The organism is Novosphingobium sp. FG137, assembly GCF_057809735.1.
Map to the genome: position 1 here is coordinate 123,864 of NZ_JBMDKN010000004.1, position 18,871 is coordinate 142,734.

Here is an 18,871-nt window from a genome sequence, read left to right on the forward strand (position 1 = left end):
GCGATAGCAGGGGGCAGAAGGCATGTTGGCGGGCGGTGAACCAGGAGATGAGCAGCAGAAGCGCAAAGAGGGGCAAGAGCAGGCCGGCGACGGCGTGTCGAAGCTGGCTTCGCGCTCGTTGCAGAACCTGATGGAACGTTTGCCGAGCGCGCGCGTGGAAGGCCGGTCCGGTTCACGGGCCGTTCCGATCGGGGCGCCGCTGCGCACCAATCGCGAATACAAGGGTTCAGACGTTCCCGAACCGAATACGACTGCTTCTGCCTCGACGGATGCGCCGACCCAGACACCGCCCGCCGGTGAGACGGACGGCCCCTTCATGCTGCGCTCTACAGTGGACCGGTCGGCGGCTCTTCGCGAAGCCGGACCATCGCTGCCGGGACGCAAATCGCGCATGTCGAAGGGCAGCCTGATCTGGCTCATCCTGGCCTTTGTCGCCCCCGTCTTGCTCGGGGGTGTCTACATCTTCTTCGTGTTGCCCGATCAATATGTGACCGAGTTTCGTTTCTCGGTTCGTGTGCCGGTGGGCAATCCTGCAGCATTGGCGAAATCGAACGGCGGCGCGGCCCTTTCTGCATTGTTCGGCGGCAATCCAACGCCCGGAAGCGACCTGCTCGACAACTTTACCGTCGCTGATTACGCCCGCAGTCCACAGGCGGCGAGCGATGTTCACGCCAAGGTCAATCTCAAGGCGATGTTCAGCAAGCCATCCGATCCGTTTTCGCGACTTGCTGACACGGCCAGCCAGGAAGAGCTGGGGCGGTACTGGAAGGGCATGGTCTCGTCCGATTACGACGTGACCACTGGGCTCGCGCTTGTTCGCGTCAAGGCTTACGCGCCTCAGGACAGTTTCAGCATCGCGAATGCCCTGCTCACGCAGTCTAACCAGCTCGTTAACGACATCGGCAACCAGTCGCAGACGGATACGGTGCGCTTTGCCAAGGAACAGTTTGACCGGGCCACTACGCAGGTGGCAGATCTGCAACGGCAGATCGCGGGCATGGCGCGCGGCGGTGCGGACAGCGCATCAGTTGGTGTCATCCAGGCCAATACGCAGGTGGCCACCACGTCACGGGCGAACATCGCGCTGATCCAGTCCCAGATCGAAGTGCTGGAAGGGCAGTTGCATAATCCGAAGGCGCCACAGATCGTCCTTCTGCGCCAGCAACTCGCTGCCAACGAGCGCGCGCTGGCAGATGCGGTCAGCACCGCGAACACGGTGTCGACCAACAACTTTCAGGTCCTTACCGCGCAGCTTGCAAATGCCAACAGCGAGCTCTCTGCTGCCCAGGCAGCCTTGAGTCAGGCGAAGTCTGCTGCTGCGGCACAGCGGCTTTATCTGACCACTTATGTGCGTCCGTCGCTGCCGGAGAGCCCGGTTGGCCCCGATCGCTGGGTGGCCCTTTTGCTGCTGGTTGCGGGCGCAGGCATGGTCTGGGTGGTCGGTCTGCTGGTGCGCAACTCGATCCTGGAGCATAGGCTTTGACCCAGACCTACCCGAGTGGTCGGATGTACGCGGCGGGGCCGCGGCGGCTGGCACTGCGCGCTCAATTCAATGTCCTTTCTGCGTTGCTGTTCCGCGAAGCCGGCATGCGGCACGGGCAGAACTTCACGCTTGGCTATCTGGCCTCAGGGGTTGAGCCGCTGGTCATAGTTGCCACGATCGGCTTGTTGTTTTCTGCGCTCTCACGAACCCCGCCATATGGTTCGAGCCTGATGCTGTTTATCGGCACGGGTGTTTTCCCGATCTATCTCTTCATCCATACCTCGCTGCGACTGCGCCAGCCCTTGAACGCGGTGGCGCAGCGCCAGCGATTTCCGATCGAGCGGCCGTTTGACCATATTCTGGTGCATGCGGTTCTGCACTTGTTGAGCAGCGCACTGGTCGCGGTTTTGTTCTTTGGCAGCTTGTACCTGTTTTTCGGCGTCAACGCGGCCATTCCGAGCGACCCGGTCACAGCGGTTGTCTCACTGCTGGTGGTGCTTATGCTCGGCATTGCCACTGGCATCTGCAATTCAGTCATCGCGCGGATCATTCCGGCGTGGGATTTGCTGTGGCCGGCGATTGCTCGAGCATCACTCCATTTTTCCGGTCCTTACTTTGTCGCCGCCTATCTGCCGCCAGATAGCCGTTGGTACTTTGCGCTGAACCCGGTCATTCACGGTGTGAATTGGTTCCGACATGCGTTTTATCCGTTTTATCCCAATCAGTTGACTGACCACAGCTACATCCTGGCTTTCACGGCGGTGTTGCTGTTCTTCGGGGTTTTGCTCGAAGCCGGCACACGCCGCTATCTTGAAGAGAAGGACTGAGCGATGATCAGGCTCGACAATGTCAGTTTCGCCTATCAGCGTGGTCGGAACGAACTTGATCGCGTGTCGATCGAGTTGCCTTCGCATCGCCGGATGGCAATTCTGGGCGGGCAGGAAACCGGCAAGACTACGCTGATCGGGCTTCTCGCCGGTGTCATCGATCCAACTGGCGGGCGCATTGAACGGCTGGCTCATCTGTCGTTTCCGGCGGGCTACAATCGTGCCTTTCGCCTTGCCAATACAGTCAGACAGAATGTCATCTTTGCCGCTCGCGTCTATGATGCCGATCCCGGTGAAGTGGTCGATTTCATTTGCGGGATCCTCGATCTGAATGACTGGATTGATCGTCCAATGCGCGATCTCCCGGTTCAGACCCGCCGTTCGGTCGCATATGCGCTGACCTATGCGCTCCCGTTCGATACCTATCTTTTCGACAATATCATCGGTCCCGGCGATCCGGCAACGCGCGATCTCTGGCGCGTGTTGTATGAGGCACGGACGGCGACGGCGGGGGCAGTGCTCGCGACCCGGCAGCCCCGCGTGGCGGAAACCTACTGCGATTGCGCACTCGTGCTGCGGCGCGACGCCCATCCCGTCTTTTTCGAGAATCTGCGTGAAGCGACGGCCCTGTTTGAAGCGGAAGCCGCCGCCGAACAGCGGGCGAACGCTGTCGGCCACGACCAACCGGCGGTTGATACGCCGACATTCGATGAAGGCAGTGTTGGAAATCAAGCCTTGGCCAAAGTCGCAGACTGATGCGGTTTCCACCATCTTTTCCATCCCTGCCAAAGAACCTGAGGCACGCCGTGACAGATCATGAACTTTTGCCGACCGTCGCTGTAATGGGCCGACTTTCGCGTGCAGGTCTTGCCCGATATCTTTTGTCCGGTGCCCTGATGGTTTCGCTTTCGGCCTGCGCGTCGATGCCGATTACCGGTCCGCTTTCAAAGCAGATTTTGGCAGAAGGCAGCAGCGAGGCGCCGCCTTACCTGCTGGTTCCCGTTGATCGGATCACCCTCACGGCACTGTCGCATGCCACCCTTGACGGGCTCAGCCCGCTGGCCAGTCCTGCGCCGCCGCCGGTCGTTACAATCCATGTCGGTGATGCCGTTTCGGTCACGCTTTGGGAGTTCGGGAGCGGCTTGCTCGGACCGGTCAACGCGGCCACGGCGTCACAGCCGGGTCTGGTCGGCGCGCAGAGTGCGACGGTGCCGGTCCAGACGGTCGATCAGTCGGGTACCATCATGGTGCCCTTCGCGGGTGAAATCCGTGCAGCGGGCCTCACCACGCGCCAGGTTCAGCAGGCGATCATCGCTGCGCTTCGCGGGAAGGCCAACCAGACCCAGGCACTCGTCCAGGTCGTGCAGACGACCGACAATGCCGCGACCATCAGTGGCGACGTCAATCGTCCCGGTCGGGTTCCGTTGATGTGGGCCGGGACGCGCCTGCTTGATGCGATCTCGCAGGCGGGTGGAACCACAGGCAAGGCGCGCGACATGATCGTGCAGCTGACGCGCGGCGGGGTGGTGCGCTCCGTGCGGCTTGTCGAGTTGCAGACCATCCCGACCGAAAACATCTATCTGGTTCCGGGCGATCTCGTCACGTTGTCGCAGGAGCCACAGACCCTGGTCGTGCTTGGCGCGACAAACCGCAATCAGGAGGTGACCTTTGCCAAGGCGAAGGTGAACCTTGCGGAGGCGCTGGGCAATGGCGGCGGGCTCAATGATAGTCTCGCTGATCCCTACGGTGTCTATGTGCTGCGGTACGAACCAGTGGAGGTGGCGAAGTCGTTGCGGACCGAACCCTTGCCTGACTATCTGGCGGCCAATTCGACGGTGCCGGTGGTATATCAGGTCAATCTCAGATCTGCGGACGGCCTGCTCCTGGCGCAAAGCTTCTCGATGCATGACCGGGACGTTGTTTATGTTGCGACTTCGCAGTCGGTGCAGGTGGGCAAGCTGGCGGAGCTGTTCAACCAGATCGCCAACATAGGCAAGAGCCGTTCGACCCAACGCTTTACGTACTAACCGTTATTCGCTTGGCAGCACCCCGGTAGCTGGAAACAGATCGTGGTGAGCCGGGGAAACTGCCGAATGATGCGGTCACCCGCCTCGGGGGGAAGCATCCAGCGCCAGTGTGCCTGTGGGGCCCTCCGCGGCCTTGATTCGATGGGCACCAGCAAGTCGAGGTTACAAGCTGTGGTAAGCAACGATGCATGATGTTGTGAAAAGGAGTTCGGTGATGGTCAAGGACGGTCCGGCCGCAACGGGATTGGGCGCGGCGGAGCCACATCCTGACGCGGAACCGATGCGCATGGTGCGGTTCAACCCGGCGTTTTCGCGTTTGCTCGGGAATATCAGCCCGACTGCGATGAGAGTTCCATCGATGATGTCCATGCTCGAACGACGTGTGCTGTTCACACTCGCGCGCGAGCGTTATTCAGGGACCGGGGTGATCGTCGATGCGGGCATATTCCTTGGCGCGTCGACGGTGTGCCTCGGCGAGGGGCTTCGGCTGAACAAGGATTTCAAGACGATCTCCAAGCTCTGGAAGAAGCCGATCATTTCGTTCGAACGAGCAATCATCAACCCCGGTATGCCGGCGTTTTTCAAACGCAATAATGTCGAAGGCATGGCAGAGGCGGGCGAGTCCTTTGCTGAAGCGGTCCAGGCCAACATCCGGCCGGTAAGCGATCTGGTCGATCTTCGGTTGGGTGATATTCTCGAGACCGGGAAAGGCATCACCGATCCGATTGAAATTCTGTTTCTCGATGTGCTGAAGCTTCCGGAAATCAGCCGCTTTGTTGTCCGTAATTTCTTTCCGCGATTGATTCCCGGTGTCTCGATCATTGCGCAGCAGGATTATTTTTACGATCGACTGCCCTTCATCAAGACGGATCAGGAGTTCTTCGCAGACTACTTCACCTACATCGGCGAAGTCTGCTCGACCGCGCTGTTCCTTTGCACCAAGGCCATCCCGGAATCTGCGATCAACGCGCTTGAGCAGGGACTTCCTGCGCGTGAGCAGGAACGTTTGGCCAGCGTTGCCATGCAACGTTCATGCGATCCTGCACGCCGGTACATGATGGCGCTTTCCAAGGTACGGCTGGTCAAGCAACTGTACGGCAGCGAGAGCGCGCAAGACTATCTGCAGTTTGTCAGGAACGACTTTCCTGAACAGGTCGCATCCGATCTGCCGCGCCTGAAAGACGCGCTGGTGGCTGTTGAACGCGCGTGCTCAGGTTTGGATGAGTAATTTTATCGTTTGGTGAGGCTATCGGCGGGCTCGACCGGAGCGGACCTTACCGGCCTGGTGCTGGGGACCGAGCCCGCCCAGCCTTACCTCCGGCGTTGCCGTGATCAGATCCTGTCGCTGATTGCGTCAGACTGATCCGGCAATCGGTCAGCGCTCGTTCCCGGCCTCGTCGCCAAACGCGATCGCTGCGATCCGTTGGTTGACCGGCGTTGCGCAAGCGCCGCCCTGCTTGGCATAATTGCGCCAGAACATCACCCCGGAGAGGCGATCGCGGATGATCGCCTGACGCACGAAGCGTGCATCATCAAGCGTCGTCCCCGCCAATTCGAAATCGATCAGCAGACGCCGGGTGTCCACCGGTCCGCCCGCTTTGACGATGGCCAGCTGCGCTGCGTAACTTGCGGGGAGCGAGCTTTGCGCATTCCTGCTCCACAAGACCAGCGTGGTCCGGTCGAACAGCGCCACGATCCGGTTCGCGTTCTCGGCGGTGACGCCGGTGAACCGCTGTTGCCCAGGGGAATCAAGCGGATTGATCAGCAGGATGACCTGCTTGCCCGCAGCATGGACCAGCTTGGCATAGGAGGCCAGAAACCGCTCGGTCGTCGGCGGGTCGCGACCGTCTTGCACTTCATAGTCTAGGACAATCCCGCTCGCTTGGGGAGGCAGTTTGCCCGATGCCAGCACGCAGGTATCAGCCGGTGATCGAGGGGCGGTATCGGGCAGCGCTTCTTCGCTGGTCAGCGTGATCCCCGCTTCCTGGGCATAGCGACGCGCGCGGGCATTTTTCCCCAGCAGGCTGGACGCCTGCGCCAGAGTGCAGGCATTGGCCCGGTCGATCGAGCTGAACGCCGAACGATGGCGTCGGTTGCCCGTCCATGACGGTTCGATATTCAATTTCCGAATGATCTGCCGCCCGTCAGCGCCGACCAGCGGTGTCGCGGCGCGATTGGCCCAGTGGTAGTACCAGGTCCGGATGCCGCTGGGTGCCGATGCGAGGCGGCCCAATTGCCCCGATGCCGCCGCGGAAAGAGGATAGTATGGATAGGACCCGTGGCCGCTTGGCGGCGGTGCCTGTTGATAGACTTCGAACCGCAACCGGGCATTGTCCGCTGCTGAGAAACAGTCGGGGCCGGGAACTGTGGCGGCCACTCTCGGGACTGTCATCAGAGCCAGCCCGACAGAGGCAAGTGCGACCATGCCAATCATTCGCGGCCTTCGCATAGCCATCAGAGACCTACCCCTATCAATCCGACCTGGAGCTCGGGCCAGTCAGGCCATCGACTTGCCGGTTCCGGATGCCACGAACCGGACCTTGCATTCGCCCTGATAGACATGATTGGTCTGAAAGCGCGTGAGCTCCGCCGCGCGGGTCATGAAGAAGTTCGCGGTCTGCGTCGCTGGATCATACTTGTTGATCACGATGACGTTGAGCAGGTCTCCCGCAATGACGGCAGAGAGTTCGGTCCGCTCAGGCCAGTAATCGATCGCCCGGTCAAACGTTCCGTTGTTGGTGGGCGCGATGTTGCCGGGATCCGCGAGGATCCGGGTGCGCGGATCGACCGGCTCCGGCTTGTCCTGCGGTTCGGGCGGCGGCGCGGTCCGAACCGGGATGGCGGGCAGTGCAAGTGTCAGCGGGTAGACGGCATCATACTGCAGTTCGGCCGAAGTCTGGAGCTTCTCCGGATCGAAGTTGGTGATGTGCCGCACCGAACAGGTCAGCTGCCGATCGGGCAAGCGCGCCTTCATGTCGTGACCCTCCGCGCCGGAAGCCGGCCGAGGGGCAGCCAGCAGCGGCGACAGGGCCGGGCCTGAGCCCAGCATCGCCACGAGGAGAGCGGTTTTGATCAGCGGTGAAAGGGCATGCTTCATGGTGCGAATGCAACGATTCCTGCCGGGGGCGATAAGCCACCCATCAAGGGAAATTGTGTCAATCAAATGAAACAAAAACTGTTCAGGACCATTGGTCATGGTCTCCGCGAAACTCTCGGTCTTTCCTTGTCATGTTGCGGCACGCGGGTGGGCGGTCCTTGCGCTGCTCGCGGCGGCAGCCGTGCCGCAAGGCGCGCTTGCCGAGGACGGGTTGGAGCAGGCTGGCACGGGCGTACCGGCGCTGACGATTGGCGCCACTCCTGCGCGGATCGGACCGGCCAGCACTCCGTTGTTCGTCCGCAGCGCTCCGGAGCCGGACGTTGCTGCCGCCTACAATCCTCTTTCGGCGTATGCGCCCCCGGCTGTTAGCCAACTTGATGTCGGCAGCCTTCCTGCTGCCGCGACCGCACAGAGCCGCGCGCTCGATTGCCTGACCATGGCCATCGCCTATGAAGCGGGCCGCGAGCCGCTGGCCGGCCAGCAGGCCGTGGCGCAGGTGATCCTCAATCGCACCCGCGTCGCCCGCTTCCCGAGTTCGGTCTGCGGGGTGGTGTTCGATGGGTCCCAGCGCACGACCGGCTGCCAGTTCACGTTCACATGTGACGGTTCGATCCGCCGCCGCTTGCGCGAAACCACTCTGGAAAGCGCGCGGATGGCCGCGTTGTCGGTGCTGTCCGGTCAGGCGCCCGACCGCGTGAACGGGGCAACCCATTATCATGCCAACTACGTGAATCCCTATTGGGCCTATACCGGCATGCGCGTAGCGCAGATCGGCGCTCATATCTTCTACCGGATGCCAGGCGAAGCGGCCGGGTCCGCTGCCGCGTCGCTCGCCGGCGAAGAGCCCGAGCTTGCAGCGCTTGCGGCTTCGCGCCTGCGGGGGCGACCTGCGCTGCGGACACGCGCGCGCGTGGCACCGGGCGCGACGCAGCGGTTGTTCGCGCCGTGGGGCGTGCCGATCGCCGCCGCAGGCGATGCCAGCGCTGCGCCTGTCGGACAGAACTAGGTGGCTATTCGATTGCGGCACGGCATCGCTGTGCCCGCTGAGGGACTTTAGACCACCCGCCGCATGACGTAAGGATGGTCGGGCTTTCCGGTCAATTCGACAATCGCCTGAAGGCGGTACCGCCCGCGACCGGGTGTCGTCGCTTCGACCGCTATGGTTATGGGCCGCCCCGTCCACGACACCTGATCGGAAAAGCCGATTGCCGTGCGCTGCCCGTTCAGTTCGCGCTGGCGTTCGATCCCCGCGATGGCACCGCGACTGTCGCCGATTGCCGCAAGGGCCTGGGGCCCGGCATAGCGCGGGGAGAAGGGTACGGCATCGCGCTCCACGGTGACGAAGGAGCGGAGGCGGTCAACGACCGCAGGCGTGAAGCCGCGGATCATGCCCAGTTCGTCGATGCTTTGCACGCCGCCGTTGGGCGGGGTGACCTTCTGCTGCTCGTAGTACGAGGCCTCGGCTCCGTCCGGCAGGGCTTCATCGTCGGAATCCTGCCAATCCAGCAACGAATCGCGCGCAATGTTGCGCGCGTGGCCCTCGAGACCCGCTTCGGTCAGCATGCGCTCGATGACGGGTGCCTCGATCGCATTGATGTTCACCTTGCCGCGCTCATCGATCAGTGTGATGGCGATGTGGGCACCGCCGAAGTCGAGCTCCTGCGCGCGACCATCGAGCAGCGCCAGTGTGGTGGCGTCGCGGTTGATCAGCCCGTGCAGGGCGATCGCCAGCCCGCTTTCCGCAGCCAGCCGCGCCTGCGCGCTCGACAATTCGCCTTGCCCCTTGGCCAGATCGATGCGGGTCGCGCTGATCACGACGAGCGCGATTGCGGCAAAGACGGCCAGGCTGGCGACCGCGGCAATCAGGGCAAAGCCGCGTTCGTGCGCGTCTTGCGGCATGGCTATCATGGCAGCGTGCCGGCGCCCTTGAAGGGTTCGAGCATGCGGATCTTCTGCCGCAGGGAATTGGTCGCAGCCCGGGCATCGTCGGCGTTGGCCAGGACCTTGAGCTTGAGCAGCACGATCAATTCGGTGCGCCTTTCGGTGTTACGGTGCGTTCCGAACAGCCCCCCGATAACCGGGATCTGCGAGACCAGCGGGATGCCGTTCTTGCCGAAGCTTTTGGTGGTGCTGAACAGGCCGCCCAGCGCGATCACTTCGCCGTCGCGCACGGATACTGTCGAGGCGATGCGGCGGGTCGAGATCGTCGGCGATTGGCGCTGGGTGGCTGAAGAGCCGGCCGCAGATGTGCTGATCTGGCTGACTTCCTGCGATACATCGAGCTGAACCAATCCGCTGGCGTTGATGCGCGGGGTGATTTTCAGGATGACGCCGGTATCCTTGTATTCGATCGTGTTGATCACGGCGTTGGTGTTGCCGATCAGATTGGTGGCAGACCCGGTCGAGATCGGCACCTGATCGCCCACCTGCAACGCCGCGCTCTGGTTGTTGAGTACGAGTAGCTTCGGCGCCGAGACGACCTTGACGTTGGTGCGTTCCTGCAGCGCGTTGAGCGTGGCGGTGATGCTGTTGCCGCCGTAGAAATAGGAGAATCCGGGATAGGTCTGCGTCGGCACGGCTGTCGTGCCTTCGGAATAGCCGACCTGGTTCGAGCCGCTGAGGTAATTCCACTGTACGCCGTAGCGCAGATCGTCGTTCAGGCTTACTTCGGTGATGGCCGCCTCGATCAATACCTGGCGCGGGGCGATATCAAGCTTGCGCAAGGCTGCCTCGATGGTGGCATATTCGCGCTGGGTGCCGAACACGATGATTGCGCTGTTGACCTCGTCCGCAGTGATCCGGATGGCGTTCGCGCCATTCCCGTTACCCTGTGCGGTGCCATCGGAGCCCGCGGCCTGCCCGAAAGCGGGGCGGGGGAGGTTGCTGCCCGAAACGGTTCCGCCCTGACCCAGCCCGCCCTGGCCCAGACCGCCCTGACCGAGTCCGCCCTGACCCAGCCCGGCCGCGCTGCCGCGTGGGCCGCCGGTCTGGTTCGGATCGCCCTGATCGCCAAAGGCATTGTTGCCATTGCCGGCCTGGCCGCCGGTGTCGTTGCTGCCAGTTCCGAAGGCGTTGTTGATGGTCCGCACCAGATCGCGGGCGCGCCCGTTCTGCACCTCGTATACGAACAGCCTGCGCTCATTGTTTTCGCCCTCGCGATCAAGGATCTCGATCCAGCGCTTCACGTCGGTGAGATATTGCGGCTGCATGCTGATCGCGAGAATGCCGTTGAGCTCTTCCATCGAGATCAGCCGCACCAGCCCGCGCGTCGGCGAATCCGGCGCATTGATGAGCTTGTCGATCGACGGGACAATCAGCCGCGCATCGGTGCGATCTGGCACGAAAAGCGCGAAGCTGGTGTTGCGCAGCCAATCGACATCGAACTGCTTCAGCAGATCGCGGGCACTGGCACGCTGGCCGGTGGTTCCGGCAATCGTGATGGTGCCGGTCTGGGGGGCGGTCGCGCTCACCACGCCGGGCAGTATCGAATCGAGCACCTTGCGGACTTCATCGGCATTGATGAAACGCAGCGTGACGACCTCGCTGCCGAAGCCGGTCGCGTTCGCGGCAATGACCGCGCGCGCAGCGGCAGAGTTCTGGATCTCGAAGCCGCCGGCAACCGGCACCATCGCCAGATTGCTTTGCCGCAGGGCCCGCTCGAACAGTTCGAGCAGCGACGACTTTGATACCGGACCCGGTGTGACGAGGCTGACCCGGCCGGTCACGCCGCGAGCGATCGTGTAGTTTCGCCCGAGTATGTCGCGCAGCACCGCCTGGGCAACCACGGCGACATCCGCGTCGGGGAAATTGACCGCAATGTCGCCCGGCTTCGTTTTCGGATCGGCTGATTTCGGGATTACCGGCTGCGGCTGGGTACCCGGGACGAGGGTCGCGCGGACGTTGTAGTCAGGGTCGGCAGACGGCGGAAGCAGGGGGAGGGCCTTGGGCTCAGCGGGGGCGGTCGTGTTCTGGACAGCACCGGGATCGTCGATCTGCGCCAGTTCCGGAGTTGCCGGAATGGGGAGCGGCGGTGGAGCGGCGGCAAACGCCGTGGTGCCAGTCAGGGCGATGATGAGGCTGGGCTTGAAGCGCACGTGGCGAGAGATCATTGGCCGTCTTCCGGGTCTTCTGGGGCGGGGGCGGCGGGTCCTGTGGGGATGGCGCCATAGGCTGCGTTGAACTGTTCGGTGCCGCGCGTCAGGCGGGCGCTGCTGGGGGTCAGCCCGGAAATGCGCCATCCAGCCACCGTGCCGCCCGGGGCGACATGGCGGATCCGGCCGCCGCGTTCCTGGACGACCGCGTAGAGCCTGCGTCCGTGCATCACGGTTCCGGCTATCACTGCGCCGTCAAGGACATTGGTCGGCGCAGCGGCGCCGGCGGCCGATGTGGCGGCGGGAGCGAACACGCGGCGCCCTTCGAGCGCTGTCGGCACCAGCACGCGCGGCACATCGGGCGGCGGCGCGACCTGCTTCTGGCGCAAGGGTGCGCCGCCGGCTGGCAGCTCATCGCCAAAGGGCAGCGCCAGCTGCAGCAGGGCTGCAGCGACCAGCACCGGCAGGATCAGCGCGGGCAGGCGGGCGCTGCTACCGCTTGGCGGCAGGGCGATAGGGAATCGATGCTTCAATCTGAACATCCAATGCGGAGGCCTGACCGGTCACCAGCGCTTCGTCAGCGCCGACGACCACGGAGGTGATGGTGAGATAGGGTTTGGAATTTTGAACGCTTGCAAGGAGTTGACTGAGCTGGCCCTCCGAAAGCCGCGCGGTGACCCGCACTGCGGCCTCACCGCCCGCTGCCGGGGCGATGTCTTCGCCGCCGCGGAATTCGCCTCCCAGCGCGATGATGCTCGCCTGCAACCGCTGCCGCAGCGCTTCGCCGGCGGTGGCGGCATCGGGCGCTTCGAGGAGGAAGTCGCCCAGCAGTTGCTCGTGCGCGCCCGCCATGCGGCGCAACCGCGGGATGGCGGCGATGTTGCGCACGTTGGCGCTGTATTGCAGGGCGAGCTGCTCGCGCTGTGCTGCGCGCTCCTGGAAGCCCGCGATCAGTGGTCCCACGATCAGGAACGCCACAACAACCAGCATGACGAGTAGGATGAGCACCGCAGCGGTCTGCGATTGCCGGGGGGTGAGGCTGCGCGTGCTCATGGCTTTGTCATCCGCACAGTGACTTCGAAGGGCTGACCCAGCGGGTTCTGCGCCGCCGTCGAGGCATCGCTGTAGCGCTGCACGCTGAGACCGGCGCGGCGAAAGCCCCCCGCTACGTCGGCCTGCTGCGGGCGATAGCCACTGATCCGCAGCGCATCGCCCTGCCAAGTATAGCGTTGCACCCAGGCCCCTTGCGGCAAAGCGGCCGCGACGCGCGACAGCATCGCCAGCGGCTCGGCGGTCTTGCGTGCCTCCACCGTGGCGGCCGCAAACTGGTCCGCTTTCGCGATCCGCGCGTTGATCCGACGGACTGCGTTCACCGCTGGCTGCTGCTCGGCGATACGCGCTTCGAGCATGGCTGTAGCGGCCGCGTCACGCCAGACCAGCAGGCCGAGGTTGATGGCAAACAGGGCACCGACCGCGATCCACAGCGGAAGGGCACCCCGGCCTTCGTCTCGAACCAGACCGGACCGCCGGAAAGCGGGGAGAAAGTCGATCGGATCCTCCGCCTGCGACTCCGGCGCGGCGGTGAGGATGGCGACACAGGGCTTCTCGAGCCGTGCCAGGGCCGTCCCAAGGGCCTCAGCTGCGGCGCGCGGCATCGCGGCCACTTCGATCTGCATCCGGACGCTGCCCTCGGTGCGCGCCGCGATCCGGGCAGCGAGCAGCATGCCCTCGGTTCCCATCGGCATGATCCGTGCGGCATCGAGCTGGATCATGCTCGCCGTATCGCGGGGGCTCATGACCGGCCGTTCGATCATCCGGCTCAGGCAGAGCGCGGGGGGAAGGATGATCGTGACCGGGCCGGAGCGTCGGGGATGGGCGCCGTAGCCATCGGAGCGCAGCAGCAATGCGCCGGTTTCGGGATCATAGTCCGCCAGGATCCGCCGCGCATCGCGCCAGAGCTGCAAGCGCTTCGGCGCCAGCGTGGCGAGCTGGTCCAGCCACCACCGCAGGCCATCGGTGATCCAATGCCCGACCGTGTGCATGTCTGCCTGCAAGATGGTGCGTCCGTTCATGGGATAACCCTGCACTCGTCCGTGCGCAGATCGCGCGCGCACGTATCGCCATTTGCGACGCGCAGCCGCACCACGAGATCGGGCCATGCGCGCCTGTCGCCGGGGGGAAACTCGATCCGCAGGCTGACGAGCGAGGGGAGCACGTCCCGGCTGGACCACTGCAGCTGCCATTGCGGCGGCAAGCCTGCGCCTGCAAAACGGCTGTCCGGCGAGCCAAGGTAGCGGACGGACAAGCTTGATACGCCCGAAAGCAGTCGGGTCGCGGTCCAGCCGGTCACGTCAGGCTGGCGCCGGTCGACCGTCTCGTCGAGCGTGCTGATGCGGTAGAGCATGAGATCGCCGCCACGCTCTAGCCTGAGCCGGTAGCGCTGAAGGGCGTCGGGTGCGGCATTGCCAGGCGGCTTGCCATCGAATTCAAGGCCGAACTGGTTGCCGACGAATTCCACGGTGTTGCCAGTCTGGGGACTGATCGAGGGATGAATGTTGGCGATCAGGTGGCGCAGCGTGAACTGCGCCTGCGCGATTTCGTCGATCTGCGCATCCTTCTGGCCGATCATCCGCTGGCGCAGATCCATCCGGCCAATCCCCGTGACGAGCACGGCCGAAACCATGCCGAGGATGGCCAGGCAGACCAGCATTTCCACGAGCGTGAATCCGGCGGCAGATTGCGGGCGGTTCATGGCTTGATCCGCACCGTACTGAGCTGAATGAGCTCGCCGCGTCCCGCGCCTGCAAGATCGACGGCGACCGTGATCTGCTCGAGCGGATGGCGATCAAGCGGATCGGCGAGCTGGAACGGTTGCCGCAGGACCCGCCAGCCATAGCCGCGCCACCGGCCCTCGACCGGGGTGCTGCCATCCGCCATCTGGTCCAGTACTGATTGCGCCACCAGCAGAGCCTCGCGGCGTTGCTGCACGGCAAGCCGCGTCCGCGCATCCTGTCCCACGGTGCCCACCAGCGCGGTGGTCATCGCGGCCACGATGGCCAGCGCGATCAAGAGCTCGATCAGCGTGAAGCCCAGCTCGCTGGCGTCGCATGGCGCCCCCGCCGGGGAATCGGCAGCGGACCTCACGGCGTAAACACGAGGCGCGAGGTGGCAGGGTCGACCGAAAACCGGCTGGCTCGGCCGGCGGCGAGGATGGCGCCGTCGCCGCCGTTGGCGGTGCCATCGGGAAAGAAGGCAAACCCCTCGGCAGGCCATTCGAGATCAGCCGCTTCCGGCAGCGTTTGGGCCGGGCGGCCTGAAGACGATTGCAGCATCCGTCGCGAAGCGGACCATGACACAAGGACGGGGTCAGCCCCGGCGATGGCATCGGCGCGGGCCTGGGTGAGCACCAGCGCCGTGGTCATCCGAGCTTCGGTCTGCGCACTTTGCCCAAGCCGATGCTGCAGTGCCGGAAAGGCGATCCCGGCGACCAGGGCCGCGATGGCCAGCGCCACCAGGAGTTCGATCAACGTAAATCCGTCGTCGCGGCGGGAGCCGCGCCGTCGCTCACCAATTGCCGACATCTTTGGCCTCACCGGTACCGCCAGCGGCACCATCCGAGCCGAAGCTGTAGATATCGACCTCGCCATGATCGCCCGGAGACTTGTAGAGGTAGGGCTTGCCCCATGGGTCGTTGAGGGCGGCAGGATCGGCGATGTAGGGGCCGTTCCAGTTCGGATCGTTGGTCGGCGCCTTGACGAGCGCGGTGAGACCTTCCGTGCCGGAGGGGTAGCGCCCGGCATCGAGCTTGAACAGTTCGAGCGCAGCGGCGATGTTCTTGGTCTGGATCTGGGCAGTCTGTGTGCGCGAGCTGCCGAGATACTTGATCACTTGCGGTCCGACGATGGCGGCAAGCAGGCCGAGTACGGCCAGCACGACCAGCAGCTCGATCAGGGTAAAGCCCCGTTCATTCGGGTTGTTCTTGTTCATCGGGATACCGCCAGTTCATTGAAGCCGAGAATTGCCGACATCACCGCGGCGATGATGACCGCCACCGCAGTGCCCAGCACTATCGTGATGGCCGGCGTCAGAATGGCGACAAGCCGTTCCAGCCGGGTGCGAACATCGCGATCGAGCACCACAGCCAGCCGCGAAAGCATGAGGGCGAGTTGCGAGGTTTCCTCGCCGGTGCGGATGAAACCGATGGCGAGGTGCGGCAGCATGCCGGTCGCGGCGAGCGGCGCGGAAAGACTGCCGCCTTCGCGCACGCCCTCGGCAATCTTGGCAATCGCGCTGGCCATCGCGGTGTTGCTAACGGTGCGTTGGGACAGGGCCAGCGCGCTGGGCAGCGGAACCCCGCCTTCAAGCAATGCCCCCAGCGTATGAGCAAACCGCGCGGTCTCGATGCGCCGCACCAGATCCCCGATCAGCGGCAGGCCCAGCATGATCTGGTCGAACCGTATGCGGCTGGCAGGGCGGGCGAGCAGGTTGCGTGCGACAAGGCCGATCACCACCAGTCCGGCCAGCAGCCATAGCCCATAGGCGCGCAGGAACTGGCTCGCCGCAATGACGGCCATCGAGGCGAATGGCAGTTCTACCTGATTGTTGTCGAGAAGCCGTTCGAACTGCGGCACGACAAACAGCAGCATCATCAGAATCACGGCTACAGCAATCACCGATAGCGCGATCGGGTAGATCATGGAGGTGATCACCAGCCGCCGCAGCTCGGCAGCTTGTTCGAGCATCTGGGACAATCGCTCCATCGCCTCGCCCAGCTTGCCGTTGGCCTCGCCGGCTTCTGCCATTGCCGCCTCACCGGGGCTGAACAACGCCGGATTATCGCGCATCGCGCGCGAGATCGGCGCGCCCTCGCGGACTGCGCTCAAGAGCATGCCCATCGCCTCCGCCGCGGCGGGATCATCGATGTTGCCGACCGCCAGCGCGAGCGCCCGGTCCAGCGGGAGGCCCGCCTTGAGCAGGACCGCCAGTTCGGCGATCACGGCGCGGCTGATGGCGGAGTTGCGGCGGGATATGCTCTCGCCGGTTGCGGCAGCAGGGGTGCCGGCGGTGATCAGGCGCAGTTCTACCGGCGTGTTGCCGCTGCGCCGGATCTGGGCCAGCGCATCGCTTTCATTGGCCGCATCAAGCTGTCCGGCGACAATCCGGCCATCCGTGCGCATCGCGCGATAGCGAAAGGCGGGTGCAGCGCTCATTCGCCGCTCGCAACCCTAAGCACTTCCTCGATGGTCGTAAGCCCTTGGGCGGCCTTGGCGAAGCCTTCCTGAAGCAACGAACGATGACCGGCCGCGTTGGCGCATTCCTCGATCTGGCGGGCATCGGCACGCTTCAGGATCAGACGCGCAATCGCCTCATCGACCGGCAGGAAATCGAACAGCGCGATACGTCCACTGTAGCCGGTGCCGTGACAGGCCGCGCAGCCGGCGGCGCGGTGGAAGTGGCTTTCGTAGCCCGCAGTGGTATCGATGCCGAGCGATGTCAGCAGCGCCTCATCCGGCACAAACGGAACGCGGCATTGCAGGCACAGGCGCCGGACCAGCCGCTGCGCCAGCACCCCGGCCAGCACCGAGCTCAACAAGAAGGGTTCCACTTCCATGTCGATCAGCCGGGTGATTGCGCCCGCGGCCGTGTTGGTGTGGAGCGTCGAGAGGATCATATGGCCGGTCAGCGCGGCCTGCACCGCGATCTGCGCCGTTTCGACATCGCGGATCTCGCCGACCATGATTGCGTCGGGATCCTGCCGCAGAAACGAGCGCAAGGCGGTGGCGAACGTGAAGCCGATCCCGGGCTGCACCTGCGTCTGGACAATTCCGGGCAGGCGGTACTCGATCGGATCTTCCACCGTCAGCAGCTTGCGCTCGACCTGGTTAAGCTCGGCGAGCGCGGCGTAGAGCGTGGTGGTCTTGCCGCTGCCGGTGGGGCCGGTCACCAGCACGATCCCGTAGGGCCGGTGGATTGCCTCGCGGAACTGTTCCACCAACTGGTCATCAAGACCCAGCGCCGCAAACTCGAGCTTGAGGTTGGATCTATCGAGAATGCGCAGCACTGCGCTTTCGCCGTGGATCGAAGGCGCGGTGGCTACGCGCAGATCGATCTCGTGCCCGCGCACCGCCAGCCGGAGACGGCCATCCTGCGGAATACGGCGCTCGGCGATGTCGAGCCCGGCCATGACCTTGATGCGGGCCACGACCGACGCGCGCATGGCCTGCGGCAACCGGGTGACAAGGCGCAGCATGCCATCGATGCGGAACCGCACGACGAGGCTGTCGTCGCTCGGCTCCAGGTGAATGTCAGAAGCGTTCGCATCGACTGCCTCGGCAATCAGGCGGTTGACCGCGCGGATAGCTGGCGCGTCGCTCGTCAGATCGCGCATCCGGTCGATGTCATCGGACTCGACGGCATCCTCGATCACCGCCGCCTCGGCCCCTTCATGGCAGAGGCGCTCTATGGCCGCTTCGATGTCGCTGGCGCGGGCGATGACCTGATCGACCCGCCGCCCGAACATGAAGCGGAAGGCGTTCTCGATGAAAGGGTCGAAGGGATCACCAACCGCAACGCAGACCCGCTCGTCATCAACCGCAATCGGGACAGCGCGTATATCGCGGAGGAATTCGGCCGTGATCGGTTGTTCGAGGGTGACCGGTTCACGCAGCAGTTCGGCCGGCGCCATGGGCATCCCGCTGGCATCGGACAGATGTTCGCACAGCGATTGTTCCGACATCAGGCCGAGCCGCGTGACCACCGATTCAATGCGCTCGCCGCTTTCCTGCTGGACGAGGCGTGCGCGGGAGAGGGCTTCGCGCGAGAGCAGGGCGCGGTCTTCCAGCACGGCGGCGATTGAGCCGAGGCCATGATGTGCTTCCTTGCCGCCGGACGGGCTGGGCATGGTCTCAGCCAGAGATCTTGAAGCAGGGGCTACTGCCTGATCCATGCGCGATAGCTGCGGAGAGCCACCAGCCATTGTTAAGAGTTTTGCTTTACCGAGCACGTTAACCCTCACGGTCAGACCAGAAGCGGCATGGCCCTCGCTTATAATGGCCCAGAAGCAGCCAACGCTGGATCAACCATCACCCGTTCCGTCGCCTTATGTGGGCAATGCTGCATTTGTGTGACGGGCGCTGATCGGTGCGCCGGGGGCGCGGAAGCGGCTCTCCACTGCGCCTCGCGCCGGGCGATGCGGGTATGGGGAACCGCTTGGCAGCCCGGAAAACCTTTGTTTTCCCGGAAGCCTTCAGAGCCCGGCATAGACCACGCGCAGCATCGAAGCAGGGGGTGGATGATATTCGGCGAATGCAACAAAAGAATCACGTTGTTGTCATTTGCCGAGTCTA

General features: G+C 64.1%; 19 protein-coding genes. 6 read left to right on the forward strand and 13 right to left on the reverse strand.

The features are described 5' to 3' along the window. Window positions 1-22: 22 nt before the first annotated feature. The 5 genes from ACODS2_RS12565 to ACODS2_RS12585 all read left to right on the forward strand — a co-directional run bounded on the left by ACODS2_RS12565 (window position 23) and on the right by ACODS2_RS12585 (window position 5,565). On the forward strand, window positions 23-1,483 hold the full coding sequence (locus ACODS2_RS12565; protein WP_488999122.1) for a KpsE/RkpR family capsule polysaccharide export protein: 1,461 nt from the start codon (window positions 23-25) through the stop codon (window positions 1,481-1,483). Next, window positions 1,480-2,310, forward strand: coding sequence for an ABC transporter permease (locus ACODS2_RS12570; protein WP_298167154.1), 831 nt, complete (start codon window positions 1,480-1,482; stop codon window positions 2,308-2,310). Before ACODS2_RS12565 ends, ACODS2_RS12570 begins: the two co-directional genes overlap by 4 nt. A 3-nt stretch (window positions 2,311-2,313) precedes the next feature. Then, entirely contained in the window at window positions 2,314-3,066 is a 753-nt protein-coding gene (locus tag ACODS2_RS12575; RefSeq protein ID WP_488999123.1) for an ATP-binding cassette domain-containing protein, read from the forward strand. Window positions 3,067-3,206: 140 nt separating this feature from the next. After that, window positions 3,207-4,337, forward strand: coding sequence for a polysaccharide biosynthesis/export family protein (locus tag ACODS2_RS12580; protein ID WP_298167159.1), 1,131 nt, complete (start codon window positions 3,207-3,209; stop codon window positions 4,335-4,337). A gap of 214 nt (window positions 4,338-4,551) precedes the next feature. Further along, complete coding sequence (locus tag ACODS2_RS12585; RefSeq protein WP_488999124.1) at window positions 4,552-5,565, forward strand: hypothetical protein; 1,014 nt, start codon at window positions 4,552-4,554, stop codon at window positions 5,563-5,565. Between the two features lie 147 nt (window positions 5,566-5,712). Here the strand turns inward: ACODS2_RS12585 and ACODS2_RS12590 are convergent, their stop codons facing one another. Both ACODS2_RS12590 and ACODS2_RS12595 read right to left on the reverse strand, forming a co-directional pair. Then, window positions 5,713-6,714, reverse strand: coding sequence for a hypothetical protein (locus tag ACODS2_RS12590; RefSeq protein ID WP_488999125.1), 1,002 nt, complete (start codon window positions 6,712-6,714; stop codon window positions 5,713-5,715). Window positions 6,715-6,834: 120 nt separating this feature from the next. Then, window positions 6,835-7,434 (reverse strand): hypothetical protein, encoded by a 600-nt coding sequence (locus ACODS2_RS12595; protein WP_488999126.1) that lies wholly within the window; start codon window positions 7,432-7,434, stop codon window positions 6,835-6,837. A gap of 97 nt (window positions 7,435-7,531) precedes the next feature. On the opposite strand from ACODS2_RS12595, the gene ACODS2_RS12600 reads away from it, so the two are divergent. Continuing rightward, window positions 7,532-8,440 (forward strand): cell wall hydrolase, encoded by a 909-nt coding sequence (locus tag ACODS2_RS12600; RefSeq protein WP_488999127.1) that lies wholly within the window; start codon window positions 7,532-7,534, stop codon window positions 8,438-8,440. Window positions 8,441-8,487: 47 nt separating this feature from the next. Here the strand turns inward: ACODS2_RS12600 and ACODS2_RS12605 are convergent, their stop codons facing one another. Genes ACODS2_RS12605 through ACODS2_RS12655 form a run of 11 tightly spaced genes read right to left on the reverse strand, consistent with a single transcriptional unit; the run spans window position 8,488 to window position 18,426 of the window. After that, entirely contained in the window at window positions 8,488-9,342 is an 855-nt protein-coding gene (locus ACODS2_RS12605) for a type II secretion system minor pseudopilin (protein ID WP_488999128.1), read from the reverse strand. Continuing rightward, window positions 9,339-11,543 carry a type II secretion system secretin GspD gene (gspD, locus tag ACODS2_RS12610; RefSeq protein WP_488999129.1) on the reverse strand — a complete coding sequence of 735 codons (2,205 nt, stop codon included), beginning with the start codon at window positions 11,541-11,543 and terminating at the stop codon, window positions 9,339-9,341. Before gspD ends, ACODS2_RS12605 begins: the two co-directional genes overlap by 4 nt. Further along, window positions 11,540-12,058 (reverse strand): hypothetical protein, encoded by a 519-nt coding sequence (locus tag ACODS2_RS12615; protein WP_488999130.1) that lies wholly within the window; start codon window positions 12,056-12,058, stop codon window positions 11,540-11,542. The genes gspD and ACODS2_RS12615 overlap by 4 nt, the downstream gene beginning before the upstream one ends. Then, the gene (gene gspM / locus ACODS2_RS12620) at window positions 12,018-12,578 is read right to left on the reverse strand and encodes a type II secretion system protein GspM (protein ID WP_488999131.1); all 561 of its coding nucleotides are present in this window, start codon (window positions 12,576-12,578) and stop codon (window positions 12,018-12,020) included. Before gspM ends, ACODS2_RS12615 begins: the two co-directional genes overlap by 41 nt. Further along, window positions 12,575-13,597 (reverse strand): hypothetical protein, encoded by a 1,023-nt coding sequence (locus ACODS2_RS12625; protein ID WP_488999132.1) that lies wholly within the window; start codon window positions 13,595-13,597, stop codon window positions 12,575-12,577. Before ACODS2_RS12625 ends, gspM begins: the two co-directional genes overlap by 4 nt. Beyond that, complete coding sequence (locus ACODS2_RS12630) at window positions 13,594-14,277, reverse strand: prepilin-type N-terminal cleavage/methylation domain-containing protein (protein ID WP_488999133.1); 684 nt, start codon at window positions 14,275-14,277, stop codon at window positions 13,594-13,596. Before ACODS2_RS12630 ends, ACODS2_RS12625 begins: the two co-directional genes overlap by 4 nt. Beyond that, window positions 14,274-14,669, reverse strand: coding sequence for a PulJ/GspJ family protein (locus ACODS2_RS12635; protein ID WP_488999134.1), 396 nt, complete (start codon window positions 14,667-14,669; stop codon window positions 14,274-14,276). Before ACODS2_RS12635 ends, ACODS2_RS12630 begins: the two co-directional genes overlap by 4 nt. Further along, a complete protein-coding gene (locus ACODS2_RS12640) occupies window positions 14,666-15,172 on the reverse strand; it encodes a prepilin-type N-terminal cleavage/methylation domain-containing protein (RefSeq protein WP_488999135.1) in 507 nt (168 codons plus the stop codon). Before ACODS2_RS12640 ends, ACODS2_RS12635 begins: the two co-directional genes overlap by 4 nt. Next, a complete protein-coding gene (gene gspG, locus ACODS2_RS12645; RefSeq protein WP_488999136.1) occupies window positions 15,090-15,512 on the reverse strand; it encodes a type II secretion system major pseudopilin GspG in 423 nt (140 codons plus the stop codon). Before gspG ends, ACODS2_RS12640 begins: the two co-directional genes overlap by 83 nt. Next, window positions 15,509-16,735 (reverse strand): type II secretion system F family protein, encoded by a 1,227-nt coding sequence (locus ACODS2_RS12650; protein WP_488999137.1) that lies wholly within the window; start codon window positions 16,733-16,735, stop codon window positions 15,509-15,511. The genes gspG and ACODS2_RS12650 overlap by 4 nt, the downstream gene beginning before the upstream one ends. Then, on the reverse strand, window positions 16,732-18,426 hold the full coding sequence (locus ACODS2_RS12655; RefSeq protein ID WP_488999138.1) for a GspE/PulE family protein: 1,695 nt from the start codon (window positions 18,424-18,426) through the stop codon (window positions 16,732-16,734). Before ACODS2_RS12655 ends, ACODS2_RS12650 begins: the two co-directional genes overlap by 4 nt. Window positions 18,427-18,871 lie beyond the last annotated feature (445 nt).

Excerpts from the sequence above, each read along its gene's own strand:
- ACODS2_RS12585 (WP_488999124.1), top strand. The coding sequence starts at position 4,552 with ATGGTCAAGGACGGTCCGGCCGCAACGGGATTGGGCGCGGCGGAGCCA.
- ACODS2_RS12565 (WP_488999122.1), top strand. The coding sequence starts at position 23 with ATGTTGGCGGGCGGTGAACCAGGAGATGAGCAGCAGAAGCGCAAAGAG.
- ACODS2_RS12650 (WP_488999137.1), bottom strand. The coding sequence starts at position 16,735 with ATGAGCGCTGCACCCGCCTTTCGCTATCGCGCGATGCGCACGGATGGC.
- gspM (WP_488999131.1), bottom strand. The coding sequence starts at position 12,578 with ATGAGCACGCGCAGCCTCACCCCCCGGCAATCGCAGACCGCTGCGGTG.
- gspG (WP_488999136.1), bottom strand. The coding sequence starts at position 15,512 with ATGAACAAGAACAACCCGAATGAACGGGGCTTTACCCTGATCGAGCTG.
- ACODS2_RS12655 (WP_488999138.1), bottom strand. The coding sequence starts at position 18,426 with ATGCCCAGCCCGTCCGGCGGCAAGGAAGCACATCATGGCCTCGGCTCA.
- ACODS2_RS12575 (WP_488999123.1), top strand. The coding sequence starts at position 2,314 with ATGATCAGGCTCGACAATGTCAGTTTCGCCTATCAGCGTGGTCGGAAC.
- ACODS2_RS12600 (WP_488999127.1), top strand. The coding sequence starts at position 7,532 with ATGGTCTCCGCGAAACTCTCGGTCTTTCCTTGTCATGTTGCGGCACGC.
- ACODS2_RS12640 (WP_488999135.1), bottom strand. The coding sequence starts at position 15,172 with ATGGCGAGGTCGATATCTACAGCTTCGGCTCGGATGGTGCCGCTGGCG.
- gspD (WP_488999129.1), bottom strand. The coding sequence starts at position 11,543 with ATGATCTCTCGCCACGTGCGCTTCAAGCCCAGCCTCATCATCGCCCTG.
- ACODS2_RS12580 (WP_298167159.1), top strand. The coding sequence starts at position 3,207 with ATGGTTTCGCTTTCGGCCTGCGCGTCGATGCCGATTACCGGTCCGCTT.
- ACODS2_RS12630 (WP_488999133.1), bottom strand. The coding sequence starts at position 14,277 with ATGAACCGCCCGCAATCTGCCGCCGGATTCACGCTCGTGGAAATGCTG.
- ACODS2_RS12625 (WP_488999132.1), bottom strand. The coding sequence starts at position 13,597 with ATGAACGGACGCACCATCTTGCAGGCAGACATGCACACGGTCGGGCAT.
- ACODS2_RS12595 (WP_488999126.1), bottom strand. The coding sequence starts at position 7,434 with ATGAAGCATGCCCTTTCACCGCTGATCAAAACCGCTCTCCTCGTGGCG.
- ACODS2_RS12605 (WP_488999128.1), bottom strand. The coding sequence starts at position 9,342 with ATGATAGCCATGCCGCAAGACGCGCACGAACGCGGCTTTGCCCTGATT.